We start from the raw sequence: 24,096 nt of genomic DNA on the forward strand, positions 1-24,096 counted from the left end.
TTTAGCGTTTAGGATCTCCGACCAGGACACCTCGTCCGTTTGTTCCTAGATAGACTCTTCCGAACACCTTTGGGTCACCTGCGATGCGCTCCATGGTTGCGAAACCTGAGGTGGCATCGTTGATGCGCACCCAGCTTTTTCCGACGTCTAGGGATCTGTAGACGCCTGGCACTCGGCCCTGTGTTCCGATCACGTAGACCGTCGGATAAGGCGATCCTTTGCCAAGACTGACTCGCTCGACTCCGTCAATGGTTGAGATTCGGGTGAGTGTGAGACCGCCATCGGTGGAGTGGAAAAGCCCCGCTGGGGATGCGAGCCATAGGTCGTGCTTGCGATCGAATGTCGCCACGAGACCGTCGGAGGCAGGAGAGTTGATGCTGGCTCCTTTTTCGAAGCTGAGTGCCCCGTCCTGGCTTATATAGATCTGGCCTTTGCTGATTAGGGTGAAGCGGTTCGGGTCGACTTTGTCCGTGACGACTTGCCCGACCGGGGCACCTTGGCATTGGGTCCATGTCTTGCCTAGGTCTCGGGTCCAGTATCCACCCCAGACGATAGTCTTGCCGTCCGCGGAGATGGCTGCCTGATTTCGATCTTTCATTCCTGGCGAATCGGTTTCCAGGGGGTTCCAAGTTTTTGCGTTGTCACGGGAGATCGCCCCGTGAAGAGGGGTGTTTCCCCGACCTACTCGGATGTAGAGGTTGGCGTTCTGTCCGGCGAAGTCGAGAGAATCCACGTTGGATAGGTATGGGTTTGCCCACACACCTTCCTTGGCTGGACGGGTTAGGTCTTCGTGTCGGAAGCCGCCGATGTCACCAAGTCCGCTCAAGACTGATGCTCCAGAGGTTGGACTACTGAGATCGATGACGGCGGTTTCTTCAATCCCGTCGGCACCGATAACCCAGTTGGTCGGCTTTTGTTGATCGATGGCCGTGAGGTTTTTGGTAGTCCAGATGGTGGCACCCGTGCCGTACCAAGCCCGGTTGGGATCGAAGGGATCGATCTCTACATCGTGGATCCAGTGTCCGAAGTCGGCTTCTTTTCTGCCGTAGGTGACGAACGGAGATGCTGAAGGATCCATATGAGCAGTTGGCGCTACAGAGGCCCAGGTTTTGCCAGCATCGAGGGTCCGGAACAGAGTATCTCTGCCCCATCGATCCAGCGTCGAGACCATGAAGATCTTGGGGGATCGTGGGTCGAAGGTGAGACCTGCGTAGCCAAAGCGGTCTTTGCCCTCCGGTTTGAGCGGCGTGATGTTGGACCAAGAGTCGGTGTTCGCTTCCCTTCTCCAGACCGCTCCGTCTGATGCGCCGTTGGGTCCTGGGTGGTTGCTGTAGGTGACGACCAGATTTCCTTCTGAATCGAAGGCTCCATGATGAGGAAGGAGACCCGTGGGTTGTCCTGGAATCACGCTCCAGCTTTGGCCGTTGTCTTTGCTCTCGTAGAGGCTGCCGGCACCCGTTTGGACTGCGGTTACAATTGAGTGCGGCCCAAATACGACCCAGCCGATTCCGTAGAGATCGGCGTTCTTCTTAATGGGAAACGTGGAGTCTTGTGCCCAAGTTGCGCCTGCGTCTGTGCTTTTCCAAAGTCCGAACTGTCTGGAGGCAAAGTAGATCCGGTTACCGTCTTTGGGATCGACTGAGAGGCGCTCGCCTGTGCCACGCCCGTCCATGTTGCCGCCTAATTGGAACGGCAAGTCGGTCCGCTTCCAAGTCTTCCCTCGGTCGTTCGACCTCAGGATGGCACCGTTGGGGACGCCGTCTAGGATGTAAGTTCCTGCTGCGATGTAGACGCGGTTGGGATTCGAGGGATCGATCGCGACACTCTCAGCGCCATACAGGTTCCAATCTGGCTTTGTGAGCCAATCCTGTAGGGGTGTCCAACGGCTTTCTCGTGCTTCCCAGCGATAGACACCGCCTATGTCGGTTCGGGCATAAACCACGCCTTTGGCTTTGGGGTGGGTGATGATTCCGCTAACGAAACCTCCTCCCATGATTGAAACATTGCGCCAGGTATAGGGCACCGACATTTGAGAAAGAAGGATTAAGGAGAGGAGCATATTCACGTCACCATCGACACGTAGCCCTCTATGATAACACGCGTTATCGTTGATTTGAAGTGTGGAATTTGAGCATTGGCACTCAGCAAGACTTATAATCGGGGAATGCGGATGCTTACCAAAACCCTTGGCCTCTTTGCTCTGATGCTTGTAGCTGGGCAATCCTCCTCGGCCATACGAGTGTCGGGTGGTGAAAAAGGCCTTTCCAATGCGGTGGTTCTGATCATCCGCCACGCCGAGAAGCCGAGCGAGGGAAGGGGACTTTCACCGAAGGGCGAGGAGCGGGCGAAGGCCTATGTGAAGTATTTCCAGAACTACAAGATTGATGGGAAGCCCTCTCACTTCAATCACCTTTTTGCCTCTGCGGATTCTAAGAAGAGCGATCGACCACGGCTCACGCTCCAGCCGACCGCAGACGCGCTCCATAAGAAGCTCCATTTAGAGTTTAAGAACGAGGACTACGATGGGTTGGTGAAGGCTCTTGAGCATCAATCGTACGGTCCGCAAATTCTCATCTGCTGGCATCACGGAAAGATCCCTGACATGCTGGGCAAACTAGGCGCAGACCCAGCCAAACTTTTACCTAAGGGCAAGTGGCCTGCGGAGACGTTTGATTGGGTCGTGGAGCTCCACTTTGACAAGGATGGGAAGCTTATCAAGCGATCCGCGAAGGTCGTTCATGAGCATCTTTTGCCTGGCGACTCCGCCGTACCCCGCTAGGCTTCAGTAGAAGTGAAGTAGATGGGACACCCGCGAAGGGCAAATGCCACGACAGACTTAAGTTGCTCGCGGGTGGATCCGCTCGCCGCCTGCACTGCCAAGCCGTGAGACACAGTCGCCACATACCGAGCGAGCTCTTCGGCGCTCACCGAGGCTGGAAGATCGCCTTCGTCGACCGCTCTCTGCAAGCGCGTGGTCAATTTGCATTGGAACATCTCTCGCCGCAGGGCTAGGTCTTGCCTTACGTGCTCCGCCTCTTGGCTACATGCCAGGGCTGAGGTCACTGCCATACAGCCTTGCGGCGACTTGTTGCAGGTCATCGCATCAACTGATCCGTAGAGGACACCTTCAACCACCTCGCGGGCAGTTGGCTTTTGGAGTGCTTCGCAGAGAAAGGCACCGTGTCCGTTGGAGTAACGCTCAATTGCTTTCTTGAAAAGCTCTTCTTTGTTGCCAAACGCAGCATAGAGGCTGGGGCGATTGATCCCCATCGCGTCGGTAAGATCCGTCAGCGAAGTTCCCTCGTAGCCTTTCTGCCAAAACACGCGCATGGCGTTTTCTAGCGCTTGATCAACGTCAAAGGCACGGGGGCGTCCAATGGTTTTAGACCCTTTCCCGTTTTCCATACCTTTCAGTATATAACCCATTGACACGTGATGTCAACTTGGTGCATATTTACCGTGCGGTATAGAACTCTCTCGGCGACAATCAGGCAGAAAGACCTAATTTGTTAAATATTTACCGATTAGTATAAAATTCATTGACGACGGGCTTTGTTTTGCGATATCTTTACCGAACAGTACAGAACTGAAGAGGAAAAGATATGAGCAATAAACTTTCAAACAAAGTCGCAGTCGTTACAGGAGCATCTAAGGGAATCGGTGCCGAGATTGCCAAGCAGCTCGCCGCAGAGGGGGCTTCCGTGGTGGTCAACTACTCATCCAGCAAGGAAGGTGCGGATCGAGTGGTTTCTGAGATCCTTGCCAAGGGTGGCCTGGCGGTTGCCGTGCAAGCAGACGTCTCCAAGCAGGAAGACATCGACAGACTCTTTGCAGAGACCAAGAAAGCCTACGGACGCCTAGACATACTTGTGAACAACGCGGGTGTCTATGAGATGTTGCCTTTGGAGGCGGTTTCCGCAGACCACTACCACAAGCAGTTCAATCTGAACGTTCTAGGCTTGCTTCTCACGTCTCAGCGAGCGGCTGAGCATTTTGATGAACTAGGTGGAAGCATCATTAACATCAGTTCTCTCGTCAGCAAGTTTCCTATGCCGAACGCCTCGGTTTACAGCGCAACCAAGGCTGCTGTCGATATGATCACGCAGACTCTCGCCAAGGAGCTAGGTGCCAGGAAGATCCGAGTGAACTCGATCAACCCTGGAATCGTGGAGACGGAAGGAGTTCATGCGATCGGAATCTTGGGTTCCGACTTCGAGAAGAACTTCGTCGCCCAAACTCCTCTTGGGCGCATCGGCCAGCCCGATGATATCGCGAAGGTCGCAGTCTTCTTCGCCTCGGACGATTCCGGTTGGATCACCGGCGAGACGATTAAGGTCTCTGGCGGCCTCGGCTAAAACGGTTTCGGTGACCCACACCACGGATGGAGTGAGTCACCGAATCTTTCCCTCTAGCCCTTGCCTCCTGGCGGGGGCACGAGTTTTTTAAGGCTCTCTTGCGACTGAGGTGTGAGTTGCTTACTTTGCTCTTCTCTCAGCCTCTGCGCATCGGCATTGGAATGAACGATGTGCGGCGTGAGGAACACCATCAGCTCGGTTTGACCAGCCGTTTTGCTATGAGAGCGGAATAGATTGCCAAGCAACGGAATGTCCCCGAGGATTGGCACTTTGTTATCAGTCTGCGTGAGCGTATTGCGGATAATTCCACCCAAGATCACGGTCTCGCCATCCTTCACAGAAACCGTCGTGGATGCTTGGCGGTGGTTGATGATGGGAGCGTTGAAGGTGGTGAATCCGGCAAGGTCGTCAGCGGACTGGATGACATCCATCGAGACCTGACCATTAGAAGTGATTCGCGGGGTCACGGTCAGGACGACGCCGACATCTTGGAACTGGTAGTTCGAGATGAGGCCACCTGTGGTTCCTGTTTGCTGGCTGGTGATGTACGGCAGCTTCTGGCTGACATTGATTTCGGCCTTTACGTTATTCGAAGTGAAGATACGTGGAGTATCGAGCACTTTGAACTTGGTATCGGTCTGCATGGCATTCACGAAGGCCTTATACGTCGACCCTGAAATGGTGTAACTGAGACCTTGTGGGGTGGTGGTTGCTGTTTGGATTCCAAAGTCGGTCTTACCTGCCCCAGTCGCAGTTGTGCCGAACAGTTTGTTTTCGAGGAAGCTCCACTCAACACCAAGTTTGGTGGTTTTATCGAGATTTGCCTCGACGATGATTGTCTCGATCATGACCTGCTCCGCAACTTTGTCAATCTGGGCGATCATTTCGCCGATCGGCTTCATGTTGCTGGGTTGAGTCACGATGAGAAGGCTATTGGTGTTGGGATCGGCCTGGATGTTGACCTTGCCCACCACGTCGCGAACGTTCACAATTTCGCCTTTCTCGTTATAGTCGGTGACGTTGTTCTTCTTGTTGTTCTGGTTCTGGCCATCGAAGTCGAAGAAGAAAAAGCCGCCGTTGTTGTCGTTCTGGTTGGTCTTCTGGGTGAGGACCTTATTGAGGAGATCAGCTACGTCGGTCGCTTTTGCGTTTCTGAGAGGAACCACATAGGTCGTTCCGACAAACTCGGCTGGCTTGTCCAAATTGTCGAGCAGCTTGTGAATCAGGACCAGGTTTTCTTTCGTGGCATTGACGATGATCGAGTTAGTCTGTTTGATGGCCGTCGCCGACTGACCACCTGCAGTTGCCTGATTGGAGCTGCCTCCAAAGCGGCTGAAGCTGAAGAAACCAAAGTTGTTTTGGTTCGGATCCTTTCTGCCTGCGCCTCTTCCCGTAGGGGTGTTTGAGGTCAGGATGTCTTGTACTGCGCTCAAAACCTGATCGGCCGGAACGTATTTCAGGTGGAACAGTTCGGACTCCAGCGGCTGACTCGTGACCTTGTCGAGATCCTTGATCAGCGCTTCGATGTCCTTGTGATCGTTGGGCATGGCGCTTACGATGACGCTGTTGCTGTAGTCCTCAGAAGTCACCTTAATGTTCTTTCCTGGAGCACCCCCGCCGCCGCCACCGCCGAAGTTGGGTTGGCCGCCGAATGAGACAGGCCCTCCGCCGAACACCCGGACACCGTCTGGGAAGCCACCACCACCTCCGCCGCCGCCGGGACTTGCTGCGGAGAAGAGCTCAGTGACGACCCGCGCTACCTGCGACGCGCTTGCGTGTTGCAATGGATAGGTCTTGATGACGGGCACGGGCTGGGGAGGTGGAACGAAGTTGTTGGGTGGTGGGGGTGGGGGCTGGATCCTTCCGACCACCATGAGGTTGCCACGCTTTTGCAACTCGTAACCGTTCATGTTCAGCACGGTGTTGAAGATCTCGAAGGCGTCTTTGAGGTTTACCGAGGTCGCGCTGGTCATGGTCAACATCGTCTTGAAGGATGGGTCTTTCAAGATCGTGATGCCCGATGTTCTTGCGAAGATCGAGATGACCATGTCGGGGCTTGACTCAGTGAAGTCCAGCAGGATTTTGGTCTTCGGGTTCAGCTTAAACTGGAGCCAGGCGGGAGGCTGAGGCTTGGGCATTCCCGGCATCACCATCCCAGGTGGCATGCCTCCTGGCGTTCCACGGCCTGGTCTGCCTTTGGGATTCTGCCCAGTAGCTGGAGTGGCTGCGGGCTTGCCTCCGGGAACTTGGCCTTTGGGGGCGGGCGCTTGTGTTGCTGGTTTTTTAGTTTCACCGGCTGGGACTGCTACGGCTGGAGCGGCTTCTCCTTGGGTAACGGACACATCAGGTCCAGCCGTCTGAGCAAGCGATGACGCTGCTGGAACCAAGAAAAGTGTAACCATGGATAACGGTTGCAGTGGATTTTTCATAGTGGGTGTCCGCTAGTTGGCGTTTCTTCGGGCAGGAGAGACGCGCTCGATCCTGCTGATGTCGATGCTAGGACCGATGGGTCCCTTAAGCTCTTTGCTAATGTCGAACGGTTTGAAGCCCCCTTCAGGAGGGAGTTTCGGCTTGGGGGGTTCGTTCGGGTTGAACCGGTACACAGTTGCGGTCATGCCGTCGTCTAAGCCAGCGACGATGATGCTCTCCGAGGAGACACTGACGAGCTTTGACTTCTTCCAGGTGTCGCCTACCTTCACAAATCCGCCCTGGTGGGTGCCACTGTTTTCTAGCAGTGCTAGCTTGGAACCATCTACTTCCACCATGCCGGTATAGATCCAGTTCGCTTCGCCAGCTGCTAGTTTCGAAGGAACGCTCTTGAGCTGCTGTTGTTCTTGCAGGTTCTTGGCAATCGCCAACTTGTCAACCTCAACGAGCGGCTTGAAGATGTTTCTAAGTGAGCCTTTGGGTTTATCAAAGTGCGCGGAAGTCTCTGAAACTGGGAAGACCCAATCGGTGTCCTTGGACTTTGATGCGTTTGCCTTTTTAGTTGTTGGCTTGAGGGTGGTTGAGGGTTCGTCCTGGGACCAGACGTAAAGGGCAAGACACAGAGCAAGGACGCCTCCGTAGACCACTGTTCGAGATACCGCCATTTAATTGCCCTCCGAATAAAGGAATCCGGTGAGGGCGAGAGAGCCGCTCACTTGGTCAGAGCCTGTGGCCGAAGCGATCTTCAGATCGTTCAGCACGACTTTGGAGTCTGGGTCCTCGAGGGCTTTTACGACGGCCATCACATCCATGAAGGCTCCTTGGACGGTCACGTTAAACCGAGCCTCTTTAAGATTTGCTGCTGTCACGGTGCTTCCCATGCTGAACCGCTCGACTTTCGAGTGGTTCTTCTCTGCGATTGCGGTCAGCTTGTCCAAGAGTTGGGAGCCTAGAACTTCCGCGTTGACCGGCCAGGTCCGATCCTTCAGTTTCTTCAAGGACTCTGCTGAAACCTGCTCCGTCTTTTCGGCAGCCTGCATGGTCTGTCGAAGACTCTTCTCTGCTGTCTTGCTGACCGTTCGGCTGGGTTTGGGTTGCATGGCGATCATCCAGCAAGCGATCGCAATTCCGATGATGGAGACGAACAGTAATAGGTCCCACGCCACTCCTGAGCGGTCTTTCAAACTCAAATCCTTCATTTTTCCGCCTTGGGTGGTTTGTCAAACGCCAACGTTCCGACAGGTTTTCCTGAGATCAGAAACTCCGTGACCGTCTTCTTGCCGATCGCAACCTTGTTTGTGGAGACCACGTGCATCTCTTTAAAGCGAGGATCATCTCCGAGGCTTGAAATGAACTTGGTGACCTCGGTGTCGGATAGGGCTTGTCCGTTGATGGTCAGCGTACGGCCGCGGCCCACGCTGAGACTGGTGAACCAAGATTTTTCGGAGGCTGCATTCGATAACACAGTCACGATGTCTGAAAACGACTGTCCTGGTTGGAACGCCACATCTAAAATGCGGTTCCCTTGCTCGATGCGTGCCAGCTTTTCGAGAGCCTTGCCATGCTTGGTTTTGGCACTCTTGGAAAGTTTGGATACGCTTGCCGATTCCTTGGAACTCTTTTGCTCGATGGCAAGGCGACTGGCATAGACATACCCACCCAGCCCGAGCGCCAACAGAGCGGCGGCGGCTGATCGTTGGATCTTCCAGCGCATGGCCTTTACTCGCTGCGCCTCTAGCTTTGATGGGAGTTCAAATGCGAACAGCTGCCGTTCGATGGCATGCACGTCGCCCAGAAATTCCAATGTGCTCTTGGGTTCCACCTGATCCGCTTCAATCTCTAGACTGGCGGCGGATATGATGGGCTTGGCGGCGACCTCGGCGCTCGTGAAGGTTCTCGCAACTTCGTCGATTACGTCTTCGCGGGACTCTGGAAGAGGGACGGAGCGGCTGTAAAACAGTTCTCCTCGCTGGATGATATCGATGGCGACTGATTCCTCAATCACTTCGACCACCGCGCAGTCACTTGTTGAGTGTGCTTTGGCGGCCATCCAAGAGCCGAAAGCGGCGGGAAGTACGGCGCGAACCTTGAGGTTGTTTGTCTTTGCTTCCTCGTAGATCTGCTCCAACAAGACGGTCTTCAGGGCGCCTACGATCGCAAGACGTCCCTTCGCGGTTGTGTCGGTTGCGAGTTTGAATCCGTACACGTACTCGCCTGGTCCGATGGGCAGAAGGCTCTGGAGCTGCATGCCCAAGATCTTCTCCACCTCTGCCCGAGACGTGTTTGGCACGTGCAGGCTTCGGATGAACGCACTCCGGCGACTCACCGCGAACACGGCCTCGCGCCCTTTTTGCCGGGCATCGAGACACTCGGCTAGGCTCGCACCAAATCTGGTTTGCCCTGTGAGCGCGTCGAATACTCGAACGCGTGAGGGAGACCACTCGACGAGAAGAGGCTGAACGCTTAGTCCTGCCTTACTCATGAACGCTCCGTGGACAGATATTTCCTGGTGACAAAATGGTCTGGATCAAAGCTCTTCCCTTTGGCAAACTCGTAGCACTTCCTCTGGTGTCGTCTCACCCTGCAACACCGCACGGCGACCATCTTCTAGCAACGTTCTCATCCCCAAGTTTTGGATGGCGTAGGTTTTCATTTCTCCTGCAGAAGCGCGGGCGGTGGTCATCTGGCGAATCGTTTCGTCTACCACGAGCAGTTCGTACAAGCCGGTTCTGCCTTTGAATCCCGTGCCTTGGCACTTCTCGCATCCCTTGCCCCGTCGCAAGGTGTGACCGTTCACATCTTCTGGTGTGATTCGAACTGACTGCAAAGCGCTGGTGGATTCCTTGGAGGGTTCCGCGCAGAATGGGCAGTTTCTTCGGACGAGTCGCTGACCGACAATCGCAATGATTGAACTTGCTGCCAGGTATGGCTCGACACCCATGTCTAGCAGACGAGTGATCGCGCCGGGCGCATCGTTGGTGTGGAGAGTGCTTAACACCATGTGTCCGGTGAGCGCTGCGTGGATGGCGATCTCAGCGGTTTCGACGTCGCGGATTTCGCCGACCATGAGGATGTCGGGGTCTTGGCGGACGATGCTTCGAAGTCCGTTGGCGAAGGTTAGGCCGATTTGAGGCCGCACCTGGATTTGCCCGATTCCAAAGAGTTGATACTCAACCGGATCTTCGATGGTGAGGATATTGGTGGTGGGCGAGATGAGCTCTTGGAGAGAACCGTAGAGCGTGGTGGATTTACCGCTTCCTGTGGGTCCCGTTGAGAGGATCATGCCGTGGGGTTGGCGGATCTGTTGTTTGAAGACTTCGAGGACGTCCGGTGCCATACCCATGGCTTGGAGGCCGACGATGGCGTTGACCTTATCGAGAATTCGCATGACGACGCGTTCGCCGTACATGGTTGGCACGATGGCGACGCGGACATCGATGGATCGTCCTGCGATTTGCAGTTTGATTCGACCATCTTGGGGCAGGCGCCTTTCGGCGATGTTCATCTGGCCGAGAATCTTGATACGAGAGACTAACGCCGCGAACATCCGCTTGGGCGGGCGCGCCATCTCGTGGAGAATGCCATCGAGTCGGTACCGAACCCGGATTTCCCGCTCGTACGGCTCGATGTGGATGTCGCTTGCTCCGTCTCGTACTGCTTGCGAGAAGATGAGGTTGACCATCTGGATGATCGCCGAATCGCTTGCCATCTGTTGGAGGTCGGCAAGGTCGGCGTTGTCATCGAGTTCCGCGAAAGACGCTTCATCGCTTGGTAGGCCCGAGAGGATTTTTTCGATGAACCGCTCTTCGATCTGGACCCGGATAAGGGCGGGGTCTGCCAATACTGCTCGTACCGGCTTGTCAAGAAGAACTCCCAAATTGTCTACTGCTGACAGGGAAGCCTCAGACCCAATTGCGACCACCAGTGTTTCACGATCGAAGTAAAGCGGTAGAACTTGATGGTTCACCGCATATTCGCCGGGAGTGAGTTCCAGCGATTCTGGATCTGCCTTCACTGTTTCTAGGTCAACGAAAGGCAGCGGTTTCGGACCCGTTCTCATCATCACGGCGGACACAGCAGTTTCTAAGTGGGAGCTCATACAATCCTCAAGGTAAGCAATTGACACACGCCAACGGTAACAACGTTCATAGGGTAGGACCAGAAAGTTTTCAAAGCTTAGCGGATCGCCGAAGGACCTACTAGTCCAATGGGTCCAATTACCCGTTGACCGTCAATAACATTGAACGAAGAAACGAACAGAACGCTTCCGGCGTTCCGCAAACCCGTGCCTCAGCGAACACATTTCGTACGAAAAACTTGAGGACAATAGATCCACAAGCTAGAGAATTTGACTTTGTGTGGAGGCGGGTAAAGTGCGACATGCCTCTTGCTTCCGCAATTTTTCTCGTTGCTTGTGCTGCTCCACCCAAGTATCGAAACATCACTTTGGAAGGTTGGCGGTTGCATGTGCGAGAGGAGTTGTATCAAACCAACCCACAACAATTGCAGACTGCCCTCGGGTTATTGAAGAAGCAGTTAGTTGCTATCACCCAAGTGGTTCCTTCGAGAGCGTTAGGCAAGTTGAAACAGGTCGATGTCTATATTTCGCCGCAGTACCCCGGCTTCCCTCCACGGGCCGAGGCACATGGTGGGGCTGAGTGGCTGACGGCGCATGGGCGCGATCCGCAAATGGCAGGGTGTATTGAGATCACGAACGTGAGGATCTTCAAGCAAGAGACCAAGCGGATGCCATGGTTTGTGCTGCATGAATTGGCGCATACATATCATGCGCGCGTGCTGGGCTACGACAACAAGGAGATCAGTTCAGCCTACGAGCAAGCCAAAGCTAGCGGGAAATACGACCGAGTTGAACGGTGGCATGGCGACGGACGCCCCAACAGTTTTGAGCGTGCATATGCCATGACCAATCCTGCCGAGTACTTTGCGGAGAGCACCGAGGCTTTCTTCGGAAGAAATGACTTCTACCCATTCAACCGCAAGCAGCTTCATGAGGTTGATCCGGGGATGGAGAAGCTGCTGGTGAAGTTCTGGGGTACTGCGAAGTAGGCTAGCCCTGTCCGTGTATGTGGCCGAAATAGAGTCGGACATCGTCGGAGTCTTTCGGTTTGACGTTCTTTTTAGTGAACCGGAGCGTGTTTCCGCTCACTTTAGGTTTGCAGAGCGCGGAGTAAAGGATCGTGTTTTTGGGCAGCGCCTTCCACTTTGGGTAAGCAAATCCGTCCCCTACGCCAAGCGAGGAAACCGGAACAAGTTTAAGCGGTCCTTTGACTGCCTTCGGATCTACTTGGACAACCACTTCTACCAGCCCAATGTCACCTTTCCAGGATGCTCCGGTGCTCAGAATGTAGTGGCAGCAACGGAGAAATCCACCGGCCATTTCGATGCCACCACTTTGAGGAACTTCGTAGGTGTCTCGCACGATGCGCGTCTGATTTGCCTCAAACTTGACCTCTTTGGTGTGCCAGGAGCTTGCGGTGTCTCCGTCTTTTAGAAGTGTGATCGCTGCGGGTTTGCCGTCAACGTAGGTTCTAAAATTCGCAAGGCTCTTGAAGGGCGGCTTGCCATGGGCAGACTTGTTCCCCTGATCTGACTCGTCGAGGTAGCTGGTCTCAAACTCGCCGATACCTCGGTCTGGAAAGCCGATCCGGACGTCACAGGCTGCCCCATGGTTCTTAAACACAAACGTGCAATCTACGAGAATCGTCTTTGGCAAGATGCGAATCACCACTTTTTCGCGTGCCATCTGAACGGTTGGGTGTCCCTTCAGAAGTTTGGGGTTACCACCGTAGGAGATCGCGGCGTCATCGGCAACGGCTGTACACATACAAGCCAACACTCCGAGAGCCATCCATGCTCTCAGGGCACGAGTGGCCGATTTCGAAACGTTGGAGGTACCTGATTGGAAGAGCATTGATCCATTATAGGTATTCCTACCAGCCCTCCGCAGTGCGCACAGGGGAGGGCTGGAAGGAACTCTAGCCGGAGAGTTCGTCGCGAAGATCCTTTACGCCATGCTTGGCAGAATCAAGCAACTGTTTGGCACCTTTCTCCGCCGCCGCTGCCTTTTCAGATAGAGCATCGTGCGTCTTCTCGAGGGACCGTTCTACAGCAGTTCGTCCACGTCGCACGTCATCCTTCAGGGCGTCCGCAGCGTCTTCGATGGCATCGTAGGAAGTGTCCGCTGAGCGATTCACGAGTCGTCGCGCTTTTTCTGGGAGGTGGCGCGTCTCTTCTATTTGCCCTTCAACCCACTCGTACGCACTATCGAGTTTGTCTCGTATCTCGCGCTCATGTCGTAAGTAGACGACTGCACCCACAACACCTGTTGCGACACCGAGAAGAAACGTTGTTAGACGGGCGTTGCTGTTATATCTTTCTATATTGGACATTGTTAATCACCTGATAGACACCGTCAAGAAAATTGAGGTTGGGTCTATCGGAACAGACGACAGTTCCGGATTTCCAGTTCCTTTGGACCTATCGCCTACGCCTCGGTGAGCACGAGACGATAGCCAACTCCGGGCTCGTTGATAATCAGCTTTTGACCATCGGGTAGTTTCTTGCGGAGGTATCCCACATAGAGCCTTAGGTATTGGGATTCCTCAACATAGTCGGGTCCCCAGATGTCGGAAAGGAGTTGGCGGTGAGTCACAATTTTGCCCGAGTGTTTCACCAGCACGGAAAGCAGCTTGTATTCCAGCGGAGTCAGCTGAATCCGTTCACCATTCACAAACACGTCTCGTGCAGCAAAATCGACTTTAAGTGGCCCTGCCTCAAACACTGAAGAATGGTTAGGACTCGTGCTAGCGATCTCGCGCCGCAACGCAACCCTAAGGCGCGCCATTAGCTCAGCCACACCAAACGGTTTGGTCACATAGTCGTCTGCACCAGCTTCGAGACACTCAACTTTCAGCCGTTCTTGACCGTTGGCACTGATCACGATGATAGGGCACTTGGACCAGGTTCGGACGGTTTTGACCACATCCAGCCCGGTCATATCGGGCAGACCCAGGTCGAGAAGAATCAGGTCGGGCTGTTCCTGTACGGCCGTTTGGATACCTTCCTCTCCGGTCGAAGCTTCGATAGACTTGAATCCCGTATCTTTGAAGGCCATGTTCAGCAGGCGACGAATAGCTTGATCGTCCTCAATCACCAGGATCGTGGCCTTCATCTGACTCGGGTGAGTTTCGTCTAGTGTTGAGTTTTTCATGGTTTGCCCTGGCTTATAGACGACAAATTCTCTACGATTGTTTACCTTGTTACTTATTTACGGAGCGCATTTCGCTTCACTTCTGAACACAGTACGCGCTGAAATTGCAAATTGAGAAGGAATAAAGAAGACTTATCTATAATTTTGAAGCCACAAACCCCATCGATAACCGTCGATAGAAAGTTCTTACACAATTCAAACTCCTCCATATGCGCTTCCTACTTGTACTTGCACGCGTAATGATGTGTAATGATCGCGGTGGTCTTTTGGTTGGATTGCAGCCAATGCCACTCAAGGAAGGAGATATGTTCACAAATATTGAGAGGATAAAGCGCTACTTGCATGACCTGCGAGCGGCGGAAAAAGATGTGGATCGTGCTCTATGGAGTCACGTTCGAGACCGCCACGCTCCCGACGAGTTGAGAGATCTTTGCGAAGAGGCCGTTTGCAAAAGCCGCAAGAGATGCATGGCTATAGAGCAACGCCTCATCGATTTGGGAGCGAGTAGCCATGAACAAGTCACCCGATGGGGAGCCATCTCTTCAAGAGCGAAGGACCTCTGGAGCACTGAGGCAGACTCCAACAACGACCCAACGACAGCAGCGCTTAGGGTCCATGCTGCCGGGTGCTACCTGAATGCGTCCTACTACGAACTGTCTCAGTTCATGAAAACGGTTGGCGATACCGACTGCGCCAACTTAGCAAAGCAAGGAGAAGAGGAAAACGCGGAAATGGCCGATAAGCTCATACCCATCATTGAGCAGTTGTCTGCACAGTCACGCACCCCTCAACTCGCTTGAAAGTTCGAAGAGGTTCTTCTGTGAGAAGAACCTCTCACCCCGATCGAGTTAATGTAGCGAGGCCCTCTTTCGATTCTGAGCCTCCTGGATAGCCTGATCGTTGGCAAGCTCCGCTTGATTCATAGCCGTACCTATGCAGTGTTTCAACTCCTCCCAAGTTTCGGTGCTTTGAGTGCTGACTTGAGCGATACGATTACGAATATCATCGCATAGTAGAACGAAATCTTCGTCGTGTTTAGCCCATTGAGGATCGCCCAGAAACTGCCTGCCCGACTCTTCGTGGCGGAGGATTATTTCTTCCAGCCGTCGTCTGAAAGCATCCGGGGTCTCATCTGAATAGTTAGGTCCGAGGCGGTGAATATCATCAACTTCAGAGGGAGACTTTACTCCGCCCTGCTGGTTGCTTACTTGGTGAGTTGGATTTCGGATCTCGAAGATCTCTAAGCGTCCATCACCATCATTGCTGTTGTCGCCCATCACATTCTCCTGAGAAGTAACGTCTGAGTATTGTTGCCAAATTTTTTGCGATTAAACGTCTTCTCTTTTCCAATGTTCCGATCAGTTTCTCGCCGACCAGATAACTCATGGTGCACCAGATTTACCATCACGCCAAGACTAACCGTAATTTAATCCATTATTCAGTGACACTTCAACGAATTACAAACTATGAAATCGCGCTTTACTTACGAAAGAACAGTATATGAAATCGGCGTTAGGCCACATAATTGTAGTAGGTGATTCTTGAATAGGACTCGTCGAACCCGTGCGATCCACTACCTGCTGGCAGTGATAGGCCCACTCCTCGCGTTAGGTTTTCGACTTAGCCTGTCTCCTTGGTTGGGAGAAGGTGTCATATTCCTGCCGTTTGTGGCCGCTATCCTTCTTGTTGCACGTCTAGGCGGATTGTTTCCTGGCCTTTTAGCCACTGCCGTCAGTGCAGTCGCGGCCGCATGTTTCCTGATGGGGCCGAGTTTGGATCACCCCACGTCCGTCGTCTCGGAACCGATCAAGCTCGTGATTTTCTGCGTCGTTGGAGCGTCCATTTCCTACGGCTTCGAGAACCTCCACTCCGCTAGAGCACGAAGCGAACGAGAACGCCAGCGATTGGCTCATGAAATCGAGCAACGCGAAATTGCAGAGAAAGATCGAAACCTTCTCCAACAACAGCTCGATACCAACACGGCCCTGTACCGTTCGATCGGTGAATCCATCGATTACGGACTCTGGACAGCCGATGCGACCGGTCGACTCACCTACATCAGCGACTCCTTCCTCAATCTGGTCGGACACTCGTTCGAGCAACTCTTAAGCACCTCATGGTCGGGAGTGCTGGATCCAGCAGCCAGGGACGCGGATATGCAGGCGTGGGAACACTGCGTCAAGACGGAGAGTGATTGGGACCGCGAACTCCGTGTCAAGGGAGCCGATGGTCAGTGGCACGCCATCTTGGCCCGGGGCGTGCCGTCACGAGATGCGGAAGGAAAAGTGACCGGCTGGGCTGGCATCAATCTCGATATCAGCCGACTCAAGGCGATCGAAAAAGAGCTTCTTGATAGCGACGCACTCCTCCGTCAGTTCCTTGATAACCTGTCCTCTTTCGTGGGCTTGCTAGAACCTGATGGCACTGTCCTAGAAGTCAACAGTGGACCTTTCAAAACAGCAGAAATCAGCGCGGAGGCCGTTGTTGGCAAAAAGGCTTGGGACACTTTCTGGTGGAGACATTCTGCAGACGAGAGGTGCAAACTACAAAGCGCCATTGAACTCGCTGCAAAGGGTGAGACTTCACGCTATGACGTCGATCTGGTGGTTGAAGATGGCGAACGTATCGCTGTTGACCTGATGATTGCGCCGTTACGCGACCTTGATGGAAATGTATCTCACGTGGTGTCGTCAGCGGTCGATATCACTGAGCGTAAGAGAGCACTCGATGCTCTCAAGGAGAGCGAACGACAATATCGCGTCCTCACCGAGTCGTTCCCAACGTTGCTTTGGTCGGCAAATGCAGAGGGGTTCCCAACATATTTCAACCAGCGTTGGTTCGCCTTCACAGGGCAATCCCCTGAGAAATCGTATAGCGTAGCATGGCGTGAAATCGTCCATCCTGACGATTTCGACCGTGTTATGACGGAATGGAGGCATTCCGTGAATACCGGCACTGACTTCCTCACCGAATACCGAATCCGTCGAGCCTCAGATGGCGAGTATATATGGCACTCGGTTCTGGGCGTGCCAAATCGAGATGAAGACGGAAATGTGACCGAGTGGTTTGGCTCCTGTGCTGATATCGATGATAAGAAGAAGGCGGAGGAAGCTCTGCAGTTAGCTGATGATCGTAAGGATCGGTTCATCGCCACACTTGCACATGAACTCCGAAACCCTCTTGCCCCCATTCGCAGTGGTCTTGAAGTGCTCCAAGTTTCCCATCAAAACCCAGAGGTTTCGGCAAAGATTGTCGAGATCATGGAACGTCAGCTCGCGCAGATGGTGAGGCTGGTCGATGACCTCTTGGATGTCAGCCGAATCAAAAGCAACAAGATGCAAGTACGCATGGAGCAGACCAAGTTGTCGGAAATCATTGGCAACGCCGTAGACCTCTCTCAATCTCTGATTGATGGAAAACAGCACAAGCTACGCGTTACCCTCCCCGATGAAGAAGTGGTTCTCACGGGCGATCCGATCCGACTGACGCAGGTCGTGTCGAACATCCTCGACAACGCCGCTAAGTACACGGATCAAGGGGGCGTCATCACCCTGGACGCACGACTCGAAGGTAGTTACGTGGTGATCACGGTGGAGGACAACGGCATCGGAATCTCGAAAGAGCAAATGCCGTCGCTGTTCGACATGTTCTCCCAGGGAGCAGAGGATAACGCGCTATCCATGGGCGGCCTGGGTATCGGACTCTCTCTGGTGAAGCGGCTCGTCGAAAAGCACTCGGGGACCGTGGAGGTGGTTAGCAATGGCCGTGGCACGGGCTCCAAGTTTGTCGTCCGGATACCGCAATTTCAAGACGTCATCCTCCCTGAAATCGTTCCGGTCCCTGAACTTGACCCTCAGGATCGCAATAAGCGCGTCATGATCGTGGACGATAACGAAGATGTAGCCACAACACTCTCCCTCATGCTTCAACACCTGGGCTACGAGGCAATGGCTTGGCACGATGGTCTTGAAGCCATCGGGTCAGGACAAGAGTTTCAACCCGACATCGTGTTGCTTGATCTCGGAATGCCGCACTTGGACGGGTATGAAGTAGCCACTCGTATCCGCAAAGAATCATGGGGTGAACGGGTTCTTTTGGTGGCTCTTACCGGATGGGGTGGAGAGGAGGTACGTCGAAAGACTTCGGAAGCAGGGTTCGACCAACACCTCGTGAAGCCCATCGACCTGAAAACCCTCGAAAGAACGCTTGCCCTCTCCACTTAATTGTTGAATCCTTCAGGGCCCAGTCCACGTAAACTAGCTCGATGAACGAGATTGAGCGTCCAGATCACAACGTACTCTACATCTGGCGTGTGGAAGTGCTCTCCTCATGGGGCATTCTCTTTGGCCTCGTTTTGGGATGTGCGGTTATTGGTGTGACGGTGATGAGTGCATCTCTCTGGATCCTTGCATTCTCCCTTTTGCCTGTTCTCGGCGCCGTGGCTGCTCTGTTTATGCTCCAACTCCGATGGGAACGCTGGACATTCCAACTCACGCCTTACACGCTGGAGATGAGCCATGGTTGGTGGATTCGACATCGGCGCATCGTCTCCCGGAACCGGATTCAGCACGTTGACTTTGAATCGGGTCCGATTGGCAGGCGGTTCGATCTAGTCCACGTGGTTGTACATACCGCCGGAGCCCGGGTTGGAACCATCCCAGGAATCAAAACCGAGCGCGCCGAAAGGCTTCGGACCGAGCTGATGTCGGGGCCTAAAGCGCTGTGAGGAAGCTACACCCGGCAACCATTGTCGTCGCGCTCCTGCCCCGCTTACGCGAGGCTGTGTCCACGGCATTTCCGCTCATCATCGGCACGTTCTTCGCCAAGAACGACAGCAACCACGAGTGGATTGGGATCTTCATTGTAGCGTTCACCGGCATCTTTGCCGTGGGCACCTACTGGACGACTCGGTTCGATGTGGTGGACGATCACATCGTACACACTACGGGCTGGATCTTTCGTAAAGACCGTCGGATACCGTTGGTGCAGATCCAAAACGTTGGGATCCGCCAGAACCTCTTAGAAAGAATCTTTCGTGTAGCCACCATCGACGTGGAGACAGCCATGGGGCATGGGCGCGATATGAAGCTCAGCGTCCTGTCGCTACCCGATGCGGAGAAGCTGCGTGAAGAACTGCTTGGTGCCATCCAACAAGAGGAGCCAGAAAAACTCAAGACCGAAGAACCGATCTTGAAGCTCACTCAGCACGATCTGCTACTCGGTGCGATCACGGAGAACCACTTGGCCCAGATGATCATCACCCTCATGACGGTAGGTGGGCCCAGTATTGGCATCGCGGTTTCGTTTATCAGCGAGCTATCTGCCACTGCCGGAGCGTTCGCGATGCTGGGTGCCATTGTGTTTGCCGTGCTTGCTTCTTGGCTATGGGGAGTCATCTCGTACTTCCTCAAGTTCGGAGGGTTTACGGTTCTTAAGACGGAAGGGGTCTTCCGGATCTCGTACGGTCTGATCAACAAGGTCCAGACTGCTATCCGCCCCAGCCGCATCGAATACCTGCACATCACGACGAGCATCATCCAGCGGTGGCTGGAACGAAGCAGCTTCCACGCGGGGACGGCTTCTTCTTTTGGAGAGGCGGGTGTGCTCGCGCCCTTCGCTCTTTACGTTCCAAAGCAAGTTGCCTACCACAGCGCCTCAACGGTCATCCCGGGTTTAGATATTGCCACACTCAGATGGCAGCCTCTGGACCCGATTTTCTACATCGTCCGCACCACGCGTTCCATGATCTTTCTGGGGGTCTTAGCATGCATCGTCGCCAAGTTCGGCATGGGTGGAAGCCTCGTTCGGACCCTGTTGGTTGGGATTTCAGCTGGAGTTCTCGGGACGTTTAGTGCGTTCCGCCTCATCGGACTTTATCTTTCCCGGGAAGAAAATGGATTCGCGATCACTGAGGACGCGCTTGTCACCCGCATGGGCTACCTTCAGCAGTCGATCTCGGCTATCCCCATCGAGCGTGTAGAGAACATTGCGATCACTCAACCATGGTGGTGGAAGAAACGCAGGGCCTCTAGCTTGATGGTTCAAGGTATGAAGCACCGTGTTCATGTGGGTGCCATGCCGGAATCGGCGGTTGCTCAGTTCATGAACAATTGGCAGAAAAAGCTCGCCGTCATTGAAGAGCGGAGGCTGGCAGAGTTCGGCTAGCCTTCAGGTCGCCAACGTGTGTTTTGATCTAGTCGAATACGGAAGAAGTGGCGCGTCTCACCTTCTATTTCGCGCGTTTCAATGACTTCAGCTCCAACCCAAAGATAGAGCTTTAAAACTCTGGGAGCGCAGGTGCCATACAGGTCCTGATGACCGCGTTCCACGAGGCGCTGGCGACAAGATTCATAGAATGTCTTGGTTTCGCCAAGGCGACGGCTCCCCACTGTAAAGAACGTGAGTGCCTCGCTATTCTCGGGCACGGACTCGATTTCGAATCCGTAGTCTCTGGACTGCACTGTTGCCAACTGCGTGCCGACTGCAAGCGCCCTGTTCACCCGACCATGGGAGTCCTTCTGTACGAAGATTGTCTGCTCCTCGTAGGGGACGCGCGTGCGCAGGCGCTTGGCTTCCTCATCCCAATCCCATAGTTTACGTATCAACCGGTTTGTAACGATTGGGGCGAACACTTTGTAAAAGCCTCGCTCGTACTCGGCAACTTCTTCTGGATTGGTGATATCAAGCAACTGCATAGGATTAGTTTCGCGCCCTCAGGGTCAGGGGGATATCCCTATCTGGAGTGAGAGTGACGAAGGCGTTCGCCTCTGCGTGGAAGTCTACCGGGAGGCTGATTTCGTATCGCTGACCGATCATGGCAACCGCAACCATCAGCTCGATATGGGCAAAGGTGTTTCCGATGCAACGATGCTTGCCAACCAGAAATGGCATGAACGCGTCTTTGTTCCAGGTCTGATCGGGCATAAAGCGTTCTGGGAGGAACAATTCAGGCTCCTTCCATTCGGAGGGGTCTCGGTGGACTCCGAAAATCGAGAGGAGAATCACATCCCCTTTCTTTACTTCGTATCCATCGATCACGTCATCCTCCACAGCCCTGCGTCCCGTTGCGTAAACCGAGGGGTACAACCGAAGGGATTCGTGGATGATGGCAGCAGTGTAGTCCAACTGATTCAGTGTCTCAAAATCAGGTTCTTTGCCACCCAGGACTCTGTCCAGTTCTGCATGCCACTTGGCGGCCACTTCGGGGTTCTTGGCAAGCAGATAAAGGCACCATGTGAGACTTGTGGCTGTGGTCTCGTAGCCCGCTGTGAACAGCGTCTTCGTCTCGTCTCTCAGTGCGTCCCGAGATAGAGGTTCCGGGTCTTTGGCGCGCATCATGTGGGTTAAGATGTCGTCGGGCCACTCACCCTCGGGTGTTGCGGTCCTTGCGTCCAAATGTGCGTCGGCGAAAGCGTCCAACTTTGCCCTCACGGCCGCCATTCGACGGTTGGATCGGGTTGGGATCCACATGGGCAACGGCAGAGGACTCACATTCCGACCACGAACAAGCCGAAGTCCCTCCTGAAGGTTTTCGCTGAAACGGTCGGATTCTTCCTCCGTTAGACGTGCGCTCAACAGAGTCTGGGCAATGATATTCAGAGTCAGTCGCTGGGCTTGAGTTTGGGCCACGACACTCGGCACTCCGACCCACTCATCCAGTATCCGACGTGTCTCAGCGACGGACACATCGAACACTCGGTTCATGTTCTCAGCACGGAAGGCAGGTAGCAAGAGTCGTCGACGCGTCAACCACTCATCGCCTTCATTGAAGATTAAGCCAGTTCCCACAAGCAGGGCTCCATTCAGGCGGTGGTAGGAGCGGGGATAGTTTTCGTGGTTCTTGACGAGCACGTGCCGTGCTGCTGAGACACCCGAGCAGGCGATTAAGGACTTATTGAGAACCCGGAATCGCGCGAGACCACCGTTCTCAAGTCCAATGTGAGCGACAAACCGGTGAGGAGCTTGCCTTAGGGATGCGGCTGATCCCGTGAGCCAATGCCCTTTGATCTCCGGAATCTTCATCTCTATGCTCCCTGCGCTGCGATAAGCTCTTTGGTCTCGCGAATAAATTCGTCGTCCAGCCCATAGCACGACTCGATGAGTTTGCTTGCTGCCGCTCCAAAGGTTGAAAGCAGCATACCGTCCACAAAATCGTGATCGAAGGATCCGCTGAGGTCGAGCAAGCGTCTCAACGCTGGCTTCCCCTCTTTGTCTGGCAGGAACCCGTCATGTAGGTTGCCCATGGCGACGGTGGATGTGTGGAGGTTGGTGACAAATCCGTGCAGTGGGTGGCTATATCCAGGACTCTGGGTGGAGGTAAAGCCCATGGTTCCGAAGAACTGCCGGTGCAAAGTCGGATTCCGGAACAGCCGACGGAACATGACTTTTTGGGCAAAGTAGGGGAGCTTGGTCAGTTTCCGCCGAGCAGCAACCTCGGGGTTGGAACTCAGGTCTGTACGAGCAGCCGTGCGAATTTCCCAATTGATCTGCGCGATGCTTTTCACATTTGCATCTCGGATGATATGCACCACAGGCAGCCGAGTGCGCAGCTTATCCGAAGCGTGCTGATCAATGATGGTCCCCATGTCGATTGAATCGAATGTGATCAGCTTCTGCCCCTGCTTCAGGGAGTGGAGCATCTTGTAGGGGTGCGCTGCCTTCGCCATGCATCCAAGCACGTACGCATGGTATGAAACTGCGATGCGAGTTGCCCGTCGCAACTCGGCGATCCGGTAAAACGACTCCGTAAAGTCCACGGTGGTGGCAGCATAGACCGTATGAGGCCGTGCGTTATCGCAGGCGTGGACCACTGTGTTTCTGAGCGGTGGCCAATCTGAAACGGTAAATCCGCCTTCACTCATCGCACACACTCCGCACTGTGATGCGTTTGTCGTTGACCGACCTGAAACTCCTTCATAAACTCACAAAGACGCTGAACCGATTCATAGGTCACTGCGTTATAGAGTGATGCTCGTAGTCCACCAATCGAGCGATGTCCCTCTAGGCCAAACAGACCTACGGCTTTCGCCTCTTGCAAGAACTCACTTTCCAGATGGGGGCTGGGCATCGTGAACGATACATTCATCAGCGAGCGATCCTTGGGAGTCGCACGTCCCTCGTAGAAGCCATCACTTGCATCTAGAACTTCGTACAGGAGGGATGACTTGGCTTCGTTCAGCTTGTTCATCGCCTCCAAACCACCCATCTCATTCTTGAGCCATCGCAGCACTAATAGAATTACGTAAATGGCAAAGGTTGGTGGCGTATTAAAGATCGAATTCATCGTTACATGCGGGCGGTAATCCATCATGGAAGGTAGCCCTTCTGGGACTTCTGCAAGCACGTCGTCCTTAAGCACAACAATCGTTACCCCGGCCGGCCCGAGGTTCTTCTGGGCGTGGGCATAGATAATATCGAACTGAGTTGAATCGATTGGCCTCGACAAGAAGTCGGAGGACATATCGATCACCCGGCGAACCCCATCTCGTCCTAGAACGCGATGAAATTGAAGGCCCTCTACGGTCTCATTTGAGATGTAATGGAAGTAGGAAGCATCGGGTGAGAACGTGAGTTCTTCGTCTGAGGGCAGTCTGCTAAATCCCTCGGAAGTGCCATCCCACAGGACACGGACATCGCCTTCTTTTCTAGCCTCGGGCAGGCACTTTGTACTCCAATAGCCCGTGTTGAGATACTCTCCGAAGGTCGGTTTGCCCCGCAGAAAGGTAGCTGCAACTGCGGAGAATTGCATTGTTGCACCACCCTGCAAGAACAAGACGTGGTAGTTGTCTGGAAGATTGAGAAGTTCACGAACGAGCTGCTCGGCTTCTGATACGACATCCAAAAACCACCCGGATCGGTGGGATATACCGAGCACGGGTAGGCCAACTTCTGGCACATTGATGAGGGCTTTACTAGCAGCTTCCTCCACGCCGAGGGGCAATGCTCCGGGACCCGCCGAAAAATTGTGGTTCCGCACGTCATAGTATGCACGAGCCAGGTTAACGTATGGATAGGAATGTTGGGTACGCCCGAAATTGCACGTACGAACCCTAGTGACGAAACAATATTCATTAAGAGACTGCT

The 24,096-nt window shown here is 54.0% G+C and carries 22 protein-coding genes; 7 read left to right on the forward strand and 15 right to left on the reverse strand.

All coding sequences use genetic code 11. The annotated features are described in order from the left end of the window. Window position 1: 1 nt before the first annotated feature. Window positions 2-1,993, reverse strand: a complete 1,992-nt coding sequence (locus ACZ51B_RS08860) for a WD40/YVTN/BNR-like repeat-containing protein (RefSeq protein WP_464296881.1) — start codon at window positions 1,991-1,993, stop codon at window positions 2-4. Window positions 1,994-2,164: 171 nt separating this feature from the next. Here ACZ51B_RS08860 and ACZ51B_RS08865 point away from each other — a divergent pair, with 171 nt between their 5' ends. Next, complete coding sequence (locus tag ACZ51B_RS08865) at window positions 2,165-2,779, forward strand: flagellar basal body-associated protein FliL (protein WP_464296882.1); 615 nt, start codon at window positions 2,165-2,167, stop codon at window positions 2,777-2,779. Here the strand turns inward: ACZ51B_RS08865 and ACZ51B_RS08870 are convergent. After that, window positions 2,776-3,405, reverse strand: a complete 630-nt coding sequence (locus ACZ51B_RS08870) for a TetR/AcrR family transcriptional regulator (RefSeq protein WP_464296883.1) — start codon at window positions 3,403-3,405, stop codon at window positions 2,776-2,778. The two genes, ACZ51B_RS08865 and ACZ51B_RS08870, sit on opposite strands and share 4 nt — an antisense overlap. Before the next feature lie 197 nt (window positions 3,406-3,602). Between ACZ51B_RS08870 and ACZ51B_RS08875 the strand changes: the two genes are divergently transcribed. Then, on the forward strand, window positions 3,603-4,355 hold the full coding sequence (locus ACZ51B_RS08875) for an SDR family NAD(P)-dependent oxidoreductase (protein ID WP_464296884.1): 753 nt from the start codon (window positions 3,603-3,605) through the stop codon (window positions 4,353-4,355). Between the two features lie 53 nt (window positions 4,356-4,408). Here ACZ51B_RS08875 and ACZ51B_RS08880 read toward each other — a convergent pair whose 3' ends face one another. From ACZ51B_RS08880 to ACZ51B_RS08900, 5 genes are read right to left on the reverse strand one after another with little or no spacing between them, the layout of a single operon-like run. After that, window positions 4,409-6,757, reverse strand: a complete 2,349-nt coding sequence (locus ACZ51B_RS08880) for a secretin N-terminal domain-containing protein (protein ID WP_464296885.1) — start codon at window positions 6,755-6,757, stop codon at window positions 4,409-4,411. A gap of 39 nt (window positions 6,758-6,796) precedes the next feature. Continuing rightward, entirely contained in the window at window positions 6,797-7,447 is a 651-nt protein-coding gene (locus ACZ51B_RS08885; RefSeq protein WP_464296886.1) for a hypothetical protein, read from the reverse strand. Continuing rightward, complete coding sequence (pilO, locus tag ACZ51B_RS08890; protein ID WP_464296887.1) at window positions 7,448-7,972, reverse strand: type 4a pilus biogenesis protein PilO; 525 nt, start codon at window positions 7,970-7,972, stop codon at window positions 7,448-7,450. It abuts the gene before it with no gap. Between the two features lie 5 nt (window positions 7,973-7,977). Beyond that, complete coding sequence (locus ACZ51B_RS08895; RefSeq protein ID WP_464296888.1) at window positions 7,978-9,264, reverse strand: PilN domain-containing protein; 1,287 nt, start codon at window positions 9,262-9,264, stop codon at window positions 7,978-7,980. Between the two features lie 45 nt (window positions 9,265-9,309). Next, complete coding sequence (locus tag ACZ51B_RS08900) at window positions 9,310-10,881, reverse strand: GspE/PulE family protein (protein ID WP_464296889.1); 1,572 nt, start codon at window positions 10,879-10,881, stop codon at window positions 9,310-9,312. A gap of 281 nt (window positions 10,882-11,162) precedes the next feature. Between ACZ51B_RS08900 and ACZ51B_RS08905 the strand changes: the two genes are divergently transcribed. Next, window positions 11,163-11,849, forward strand: coding sequence for a M90 metallopeptidase family protein (locus ACZ51B_RS08905; protein ID WP_464296890.1), 687 nt, complete (start codon window positions 11,163-11,165; stop codon window positions 11,847-11,849). Window position 11,850: 1 nt separating this feature from the next. Here the strand turns inward: ACZ51B_RS08905 and ACZ51B_RS08910 are convergent, their stop codons facing one another. The 3 genes from ACZ51B_RS08910 to ACZ51B_RS08920 form a co-directional block, all read right to left on the reverse strand. Then, complete coding sequence (locus ACZ51B_RS08910) at window positions 11,851-12,714, reverse strand: hypothetical protein (RefSeq protein WP_464296891.1); 864 nt, start codon at window positions 12,712-12,714, stop codon at window positions 11,851-11,853. A 64-nt stretch (window positions 12,715-12,778) separates the two neighbouring features. After that, window positions 12,779-13,192: a hypothetical protein gene (locus ACZ51B_RS08915; protein WP_464296892.1), complete on the reverse strand. Its 414-nt coding sequence runs from the start codon at window positions 13,190-13,192 to the stop codon at window positions 12,779-12,781. Window positions 13,193-13,287: 95 nt separating this feature from the next. Then, on the reverse strand, window positions 13,288-14,013 hold the full coding sequence (locus tag ACZ51B_RS08920; protein ID WP_464296893.1) for a response regulator: 726 nt from the start codon (window positions 14,011-14,013) through the stop codon (window positions 13,288-13,290). Between the two features lie 239 nt (window positions 14,014-14,252). On the opposite strand from ACZ51B_RS08920, the gene ACZ51B_RS08925 reads away from it, so the two are divergent. Then, a complete protein-coding gene (locus ACZ51B_RS08925) occupies window positions 14,253-14,813 on the forward strand; it encodes a DUF892 family protein (protein WP_464296894.1) in 561 nt (186 codons plus the stop codon). 48 nt (window positions 14,814-14,861) lie between these two features. Here the strand turns inward: ACZ51B_RS08925 and ACZ51B_RS08930 are convergent, their stop codons facing one another. Beyond that, window positions 14,862-15,290 (reverse strand): hypothetical protein, encoded by a 429-nt coding sequence (locus tag ACZ51B_RS08930; protein WP_464296895.1) that lies wholly within the window; start codon window positions 15,288-15,290, stop codon window positions 14,862-14,864. Window positions 15,291-15,554: 264 nt separating this feature from the next. On the opposite strand from ACZ51B_RS08930, the gene ACZ51B_RS08935 reads away from it, so the two are divergent. Genes ACZ51B_RS08935 through ACZ51B_RS08945 form a run of 3 tightly spaced genes read left to right on the forward strand, consistent with a single transcriptional unit; the run spans window position 15,555 to window position 20,178 of the window. Continuing rightward, the gene (locus ACZ51B_RS08935) at window positions 15,555-18,236 is read left to right on the forward strand and encodes a hybrid sensor histidine kinase/response regulator (RefSeq protein ID WP_464296896.1); all 2,682 of its coding nucleotides are present in this window, start codon (window positions 15,555-15,557) and stop codon (window positions 18,234-18,236) included. Window positions 18,237-18,277: 41 nt separating this feature from the next. Further along, a complete protein-coding gene (locus ACZ51B_RS08940) occupies window positions 18,278-18,739 on the forward strand; it encodes a PH domain-containing protein (RefSeq protein ID WP_464296897.1) in 462 nt (153 codons plus the stop codon). Further along, window positions 18,736-20,178 carry a PH domain-containing protein gene (locus tag ACZ51B_RS08945; RefSeq protein WP_464296898.1) on the forward strand — a complete coding sequence of 481 codons (1,443 nt, stop codon included), beginning with the start codon at window positions 18,736-18,738 and terminating at the stop codon, window positions 20,176-20,178. Before ACZ51B_RS08940 ends, ACZ51B_RS08945 begins: the two co-directional genes overlap by 4 nt. Here ACZ51B_RS08945 and ACZ51B_RS08950 read toward each other — a convergent pair. From ACZ51B_RS08950 to serC, 4 genes are read right to left on the reverse strand one after another with little or no spacing between them, the layout of a single operon-like run. After that, on the reverse strand, window positions 20,175-20,708 hold the full coding sequence (locus ACZ51B_RS08950) for a hypothetical protein (RefSeq protein WP_464296899.1): 534 nt from the start codon (window positions 20,706-20,708) through the stop codon (window positions 20,175-20,177). The two genes, ACZ51B_RS08945 and ACZ51B_RS08950, sit on opposite strands and share 4 nt — an antisense overlap. Window positions 20,709-20,712: 4 nt before the next feature. Beyond that, window positions 20,713-22,035, reverse strand: coding sequence for a cytochrome P450 (locus ACZ51B_RS08955; RefSeq protein ID WP_464296900.1), 1,323 nt, complete (start codon window positions 22,033-22,035; stop codon window positions 20,713-20,715). 2 nt (window positions 22,036-22,037) lie between these two features. Next, window positions 22,038-22,874 carry a hypothetical protein gene (locus tag ACZ51B_RS08960; RefSeq protein ID WP_464296901.1) on the reverse strand — a complete coding sequence of 279 codons (837 nt, stop codon included), beginning with the start codon at window positions 22,872-22,874 and terminating at the stop codon, window positions 22,038-22,040. Next, window positions 22,871-23,989 (reverse strand): 3-phosphoserine/phosphohydroxythreonine transaminase, encoded by a 1,119-nt coding sequence (gene serC / locus ACZ51B_RS08965; RefSeq protein ID WP_464296902.1) that lies wholly within the window; start codon window positions 23,987-23,989, stop codon window positions 22,871-22,873. The genes ACZ51B_RS08960 and serC overlap by 4 nt, the downstream gene beginning before the upstream one ends. Between the last annotated feature and the right edge of the window lie 107 nt (window positions 23,990-24,096).

Source organism: Fimbriimonas sp. LA-C6 (genome assembly GCF_055398105.1).

What these genes read in the sequence shown, in the direction of transcription:
- ACZ51B_RS08860 (WP_464296881.1), bottom strand. Translation starts at nt 1,993, where the DNA reads ATGGGAGGAGGTTTCGTTAGCGGAATCATCACCCACCCCAAAGCCAAA.
- ACZ51B_RS08865 (WP_464296882.1), top strand. Translation starts at nt 2,165, where the DNA reads ATGCGGATGCTTACCAAAACCCTTGGCCTCTTTGCTCTGATGCTTGTA.
- ACZ51B_RS08870 (WP_464296883.1), bottom strand. Translation starts at nt 3,405, where the DNA reads ATGGAAAACGGGAAAGGGTCTAAAACCATTGGACGCCCCCGTGCCTTT.
- ACZ51B_RS08875 (WP_464296884.1), top strand. Translation starts at nt 3,603, where the DNA reads ATGAGCAATAAACTTTCAAACAAAGTCGCAGTCGTTACAGGAGCATCT.
- ACZ51B_RS08880 (WP_464296885.1), bottom strand. Translation starts at nt 6,757, where the DNA reads ATGGTTACACTTTTCTTGGTTCCAGCAGCGTCATCGCTTGCTCAGACG.
- ACZ51B_RS08885 (WP_464296886.1), bottom strand. Translation starts at nt 7,447, where the DNA reads ATGGCGGTATCTCGAACAGTGGTCTACGGAGGCGTCCTTGCTCTGTGT.
- ACZ51B_RS08895 (WP_464296888.1), bottom strand. Translation starts at nt 9,264, where the DNA reads ATGAGTAAGGCAGGACTAAGCGTTCAGCCTCTTCTCGTCGAGTGGTCT.
- ACZ51B_RS08900 (WP_464296889.1), bottom strand. Translation starts at nt 10,881, where the DNA reads ATGAGCTCCCACTTAGAAACTGCTGTGTCCGCCGTGATGATGAGAACG.
- ACZ51B_RS08905 (WP_464296890.1), top strand. Translation starts at nt 11,163, where the DNA reads ATGCCTCTTGCTTCCGCAATTTTTCTCGTTGCTTGTGCTGCTCCACCC.
- ACZ51B_RS08910 (WP_464296891.1), bottom strand. Translation starts at nt 12,714, where the DNA reads ATGCTCTTCCAATCAGGTACCTCCAACGTTTCGAAATCGGCCACTCGT.
- ACZ51B_RS08915 (WP_464296892.1), bottom strand. Translation starts at nt 13,192, where the DNA reads ATGTCCAATATAGAAAGATATAACAGCAACGCCCGTCTAACAACGTTT.
- ACZ51B_RS08920 (WP_464296893.1), bottom strand. Translation starts at nt 14,013, where the DNA reads ATGAAAAACTCAACACTAGACGAAACTCACCCGAGTCAGATGAAGGCC.
- ACZ51B_RS08925 (WP_464296894.1), top strand. Translation starts at nt 14,253, where the DNA reads ATGATGTGTAATGATCGCGGTGGTCTTTTGGTTGGATTGCAGCCAATG.
- ACZ51B_RS08930 (WP_464296895.1), bottom strand. Translation starts at nt 15,290, where the DNA reads ATGGGCGACAACAGCAATGATGGTGATGGACGCTTAGAGATCTTCGAG.
- ACZ51B_RS08940 (WP_464296897.1), top strand. Translation starts at nt 18,278, where the DNA reads ATGAACGAGATTGAGCGTCCAGATCACAACGTACTCTACATCTGGCGT.
- ACZ51B_RS08950 (WP_464296899.1), bottom strand. Translation starts at nt 20,708, where the DNA reads ATGCAGTTGCTTGATATCACCAATCCAGAAGAAGTTGCCGAGTACGAG.
- ACZ51B_RS08955 (WP_464296900.1), bottom strand. Translation starts at nt 22,035, where the DNA reads ATGAAGATTCCGGAGATCAAAGGGCATTGGCTCACGGGATCAGCCGCA.
- ACZ51B_RS08960 (WP_464296901.1), bottom strand. Translation starts at nt 22,874, where the DNA reads ATGAGTGAAGGCGGATTTACCGTTTCAGATTGGCCACCGCTCAGAAAC.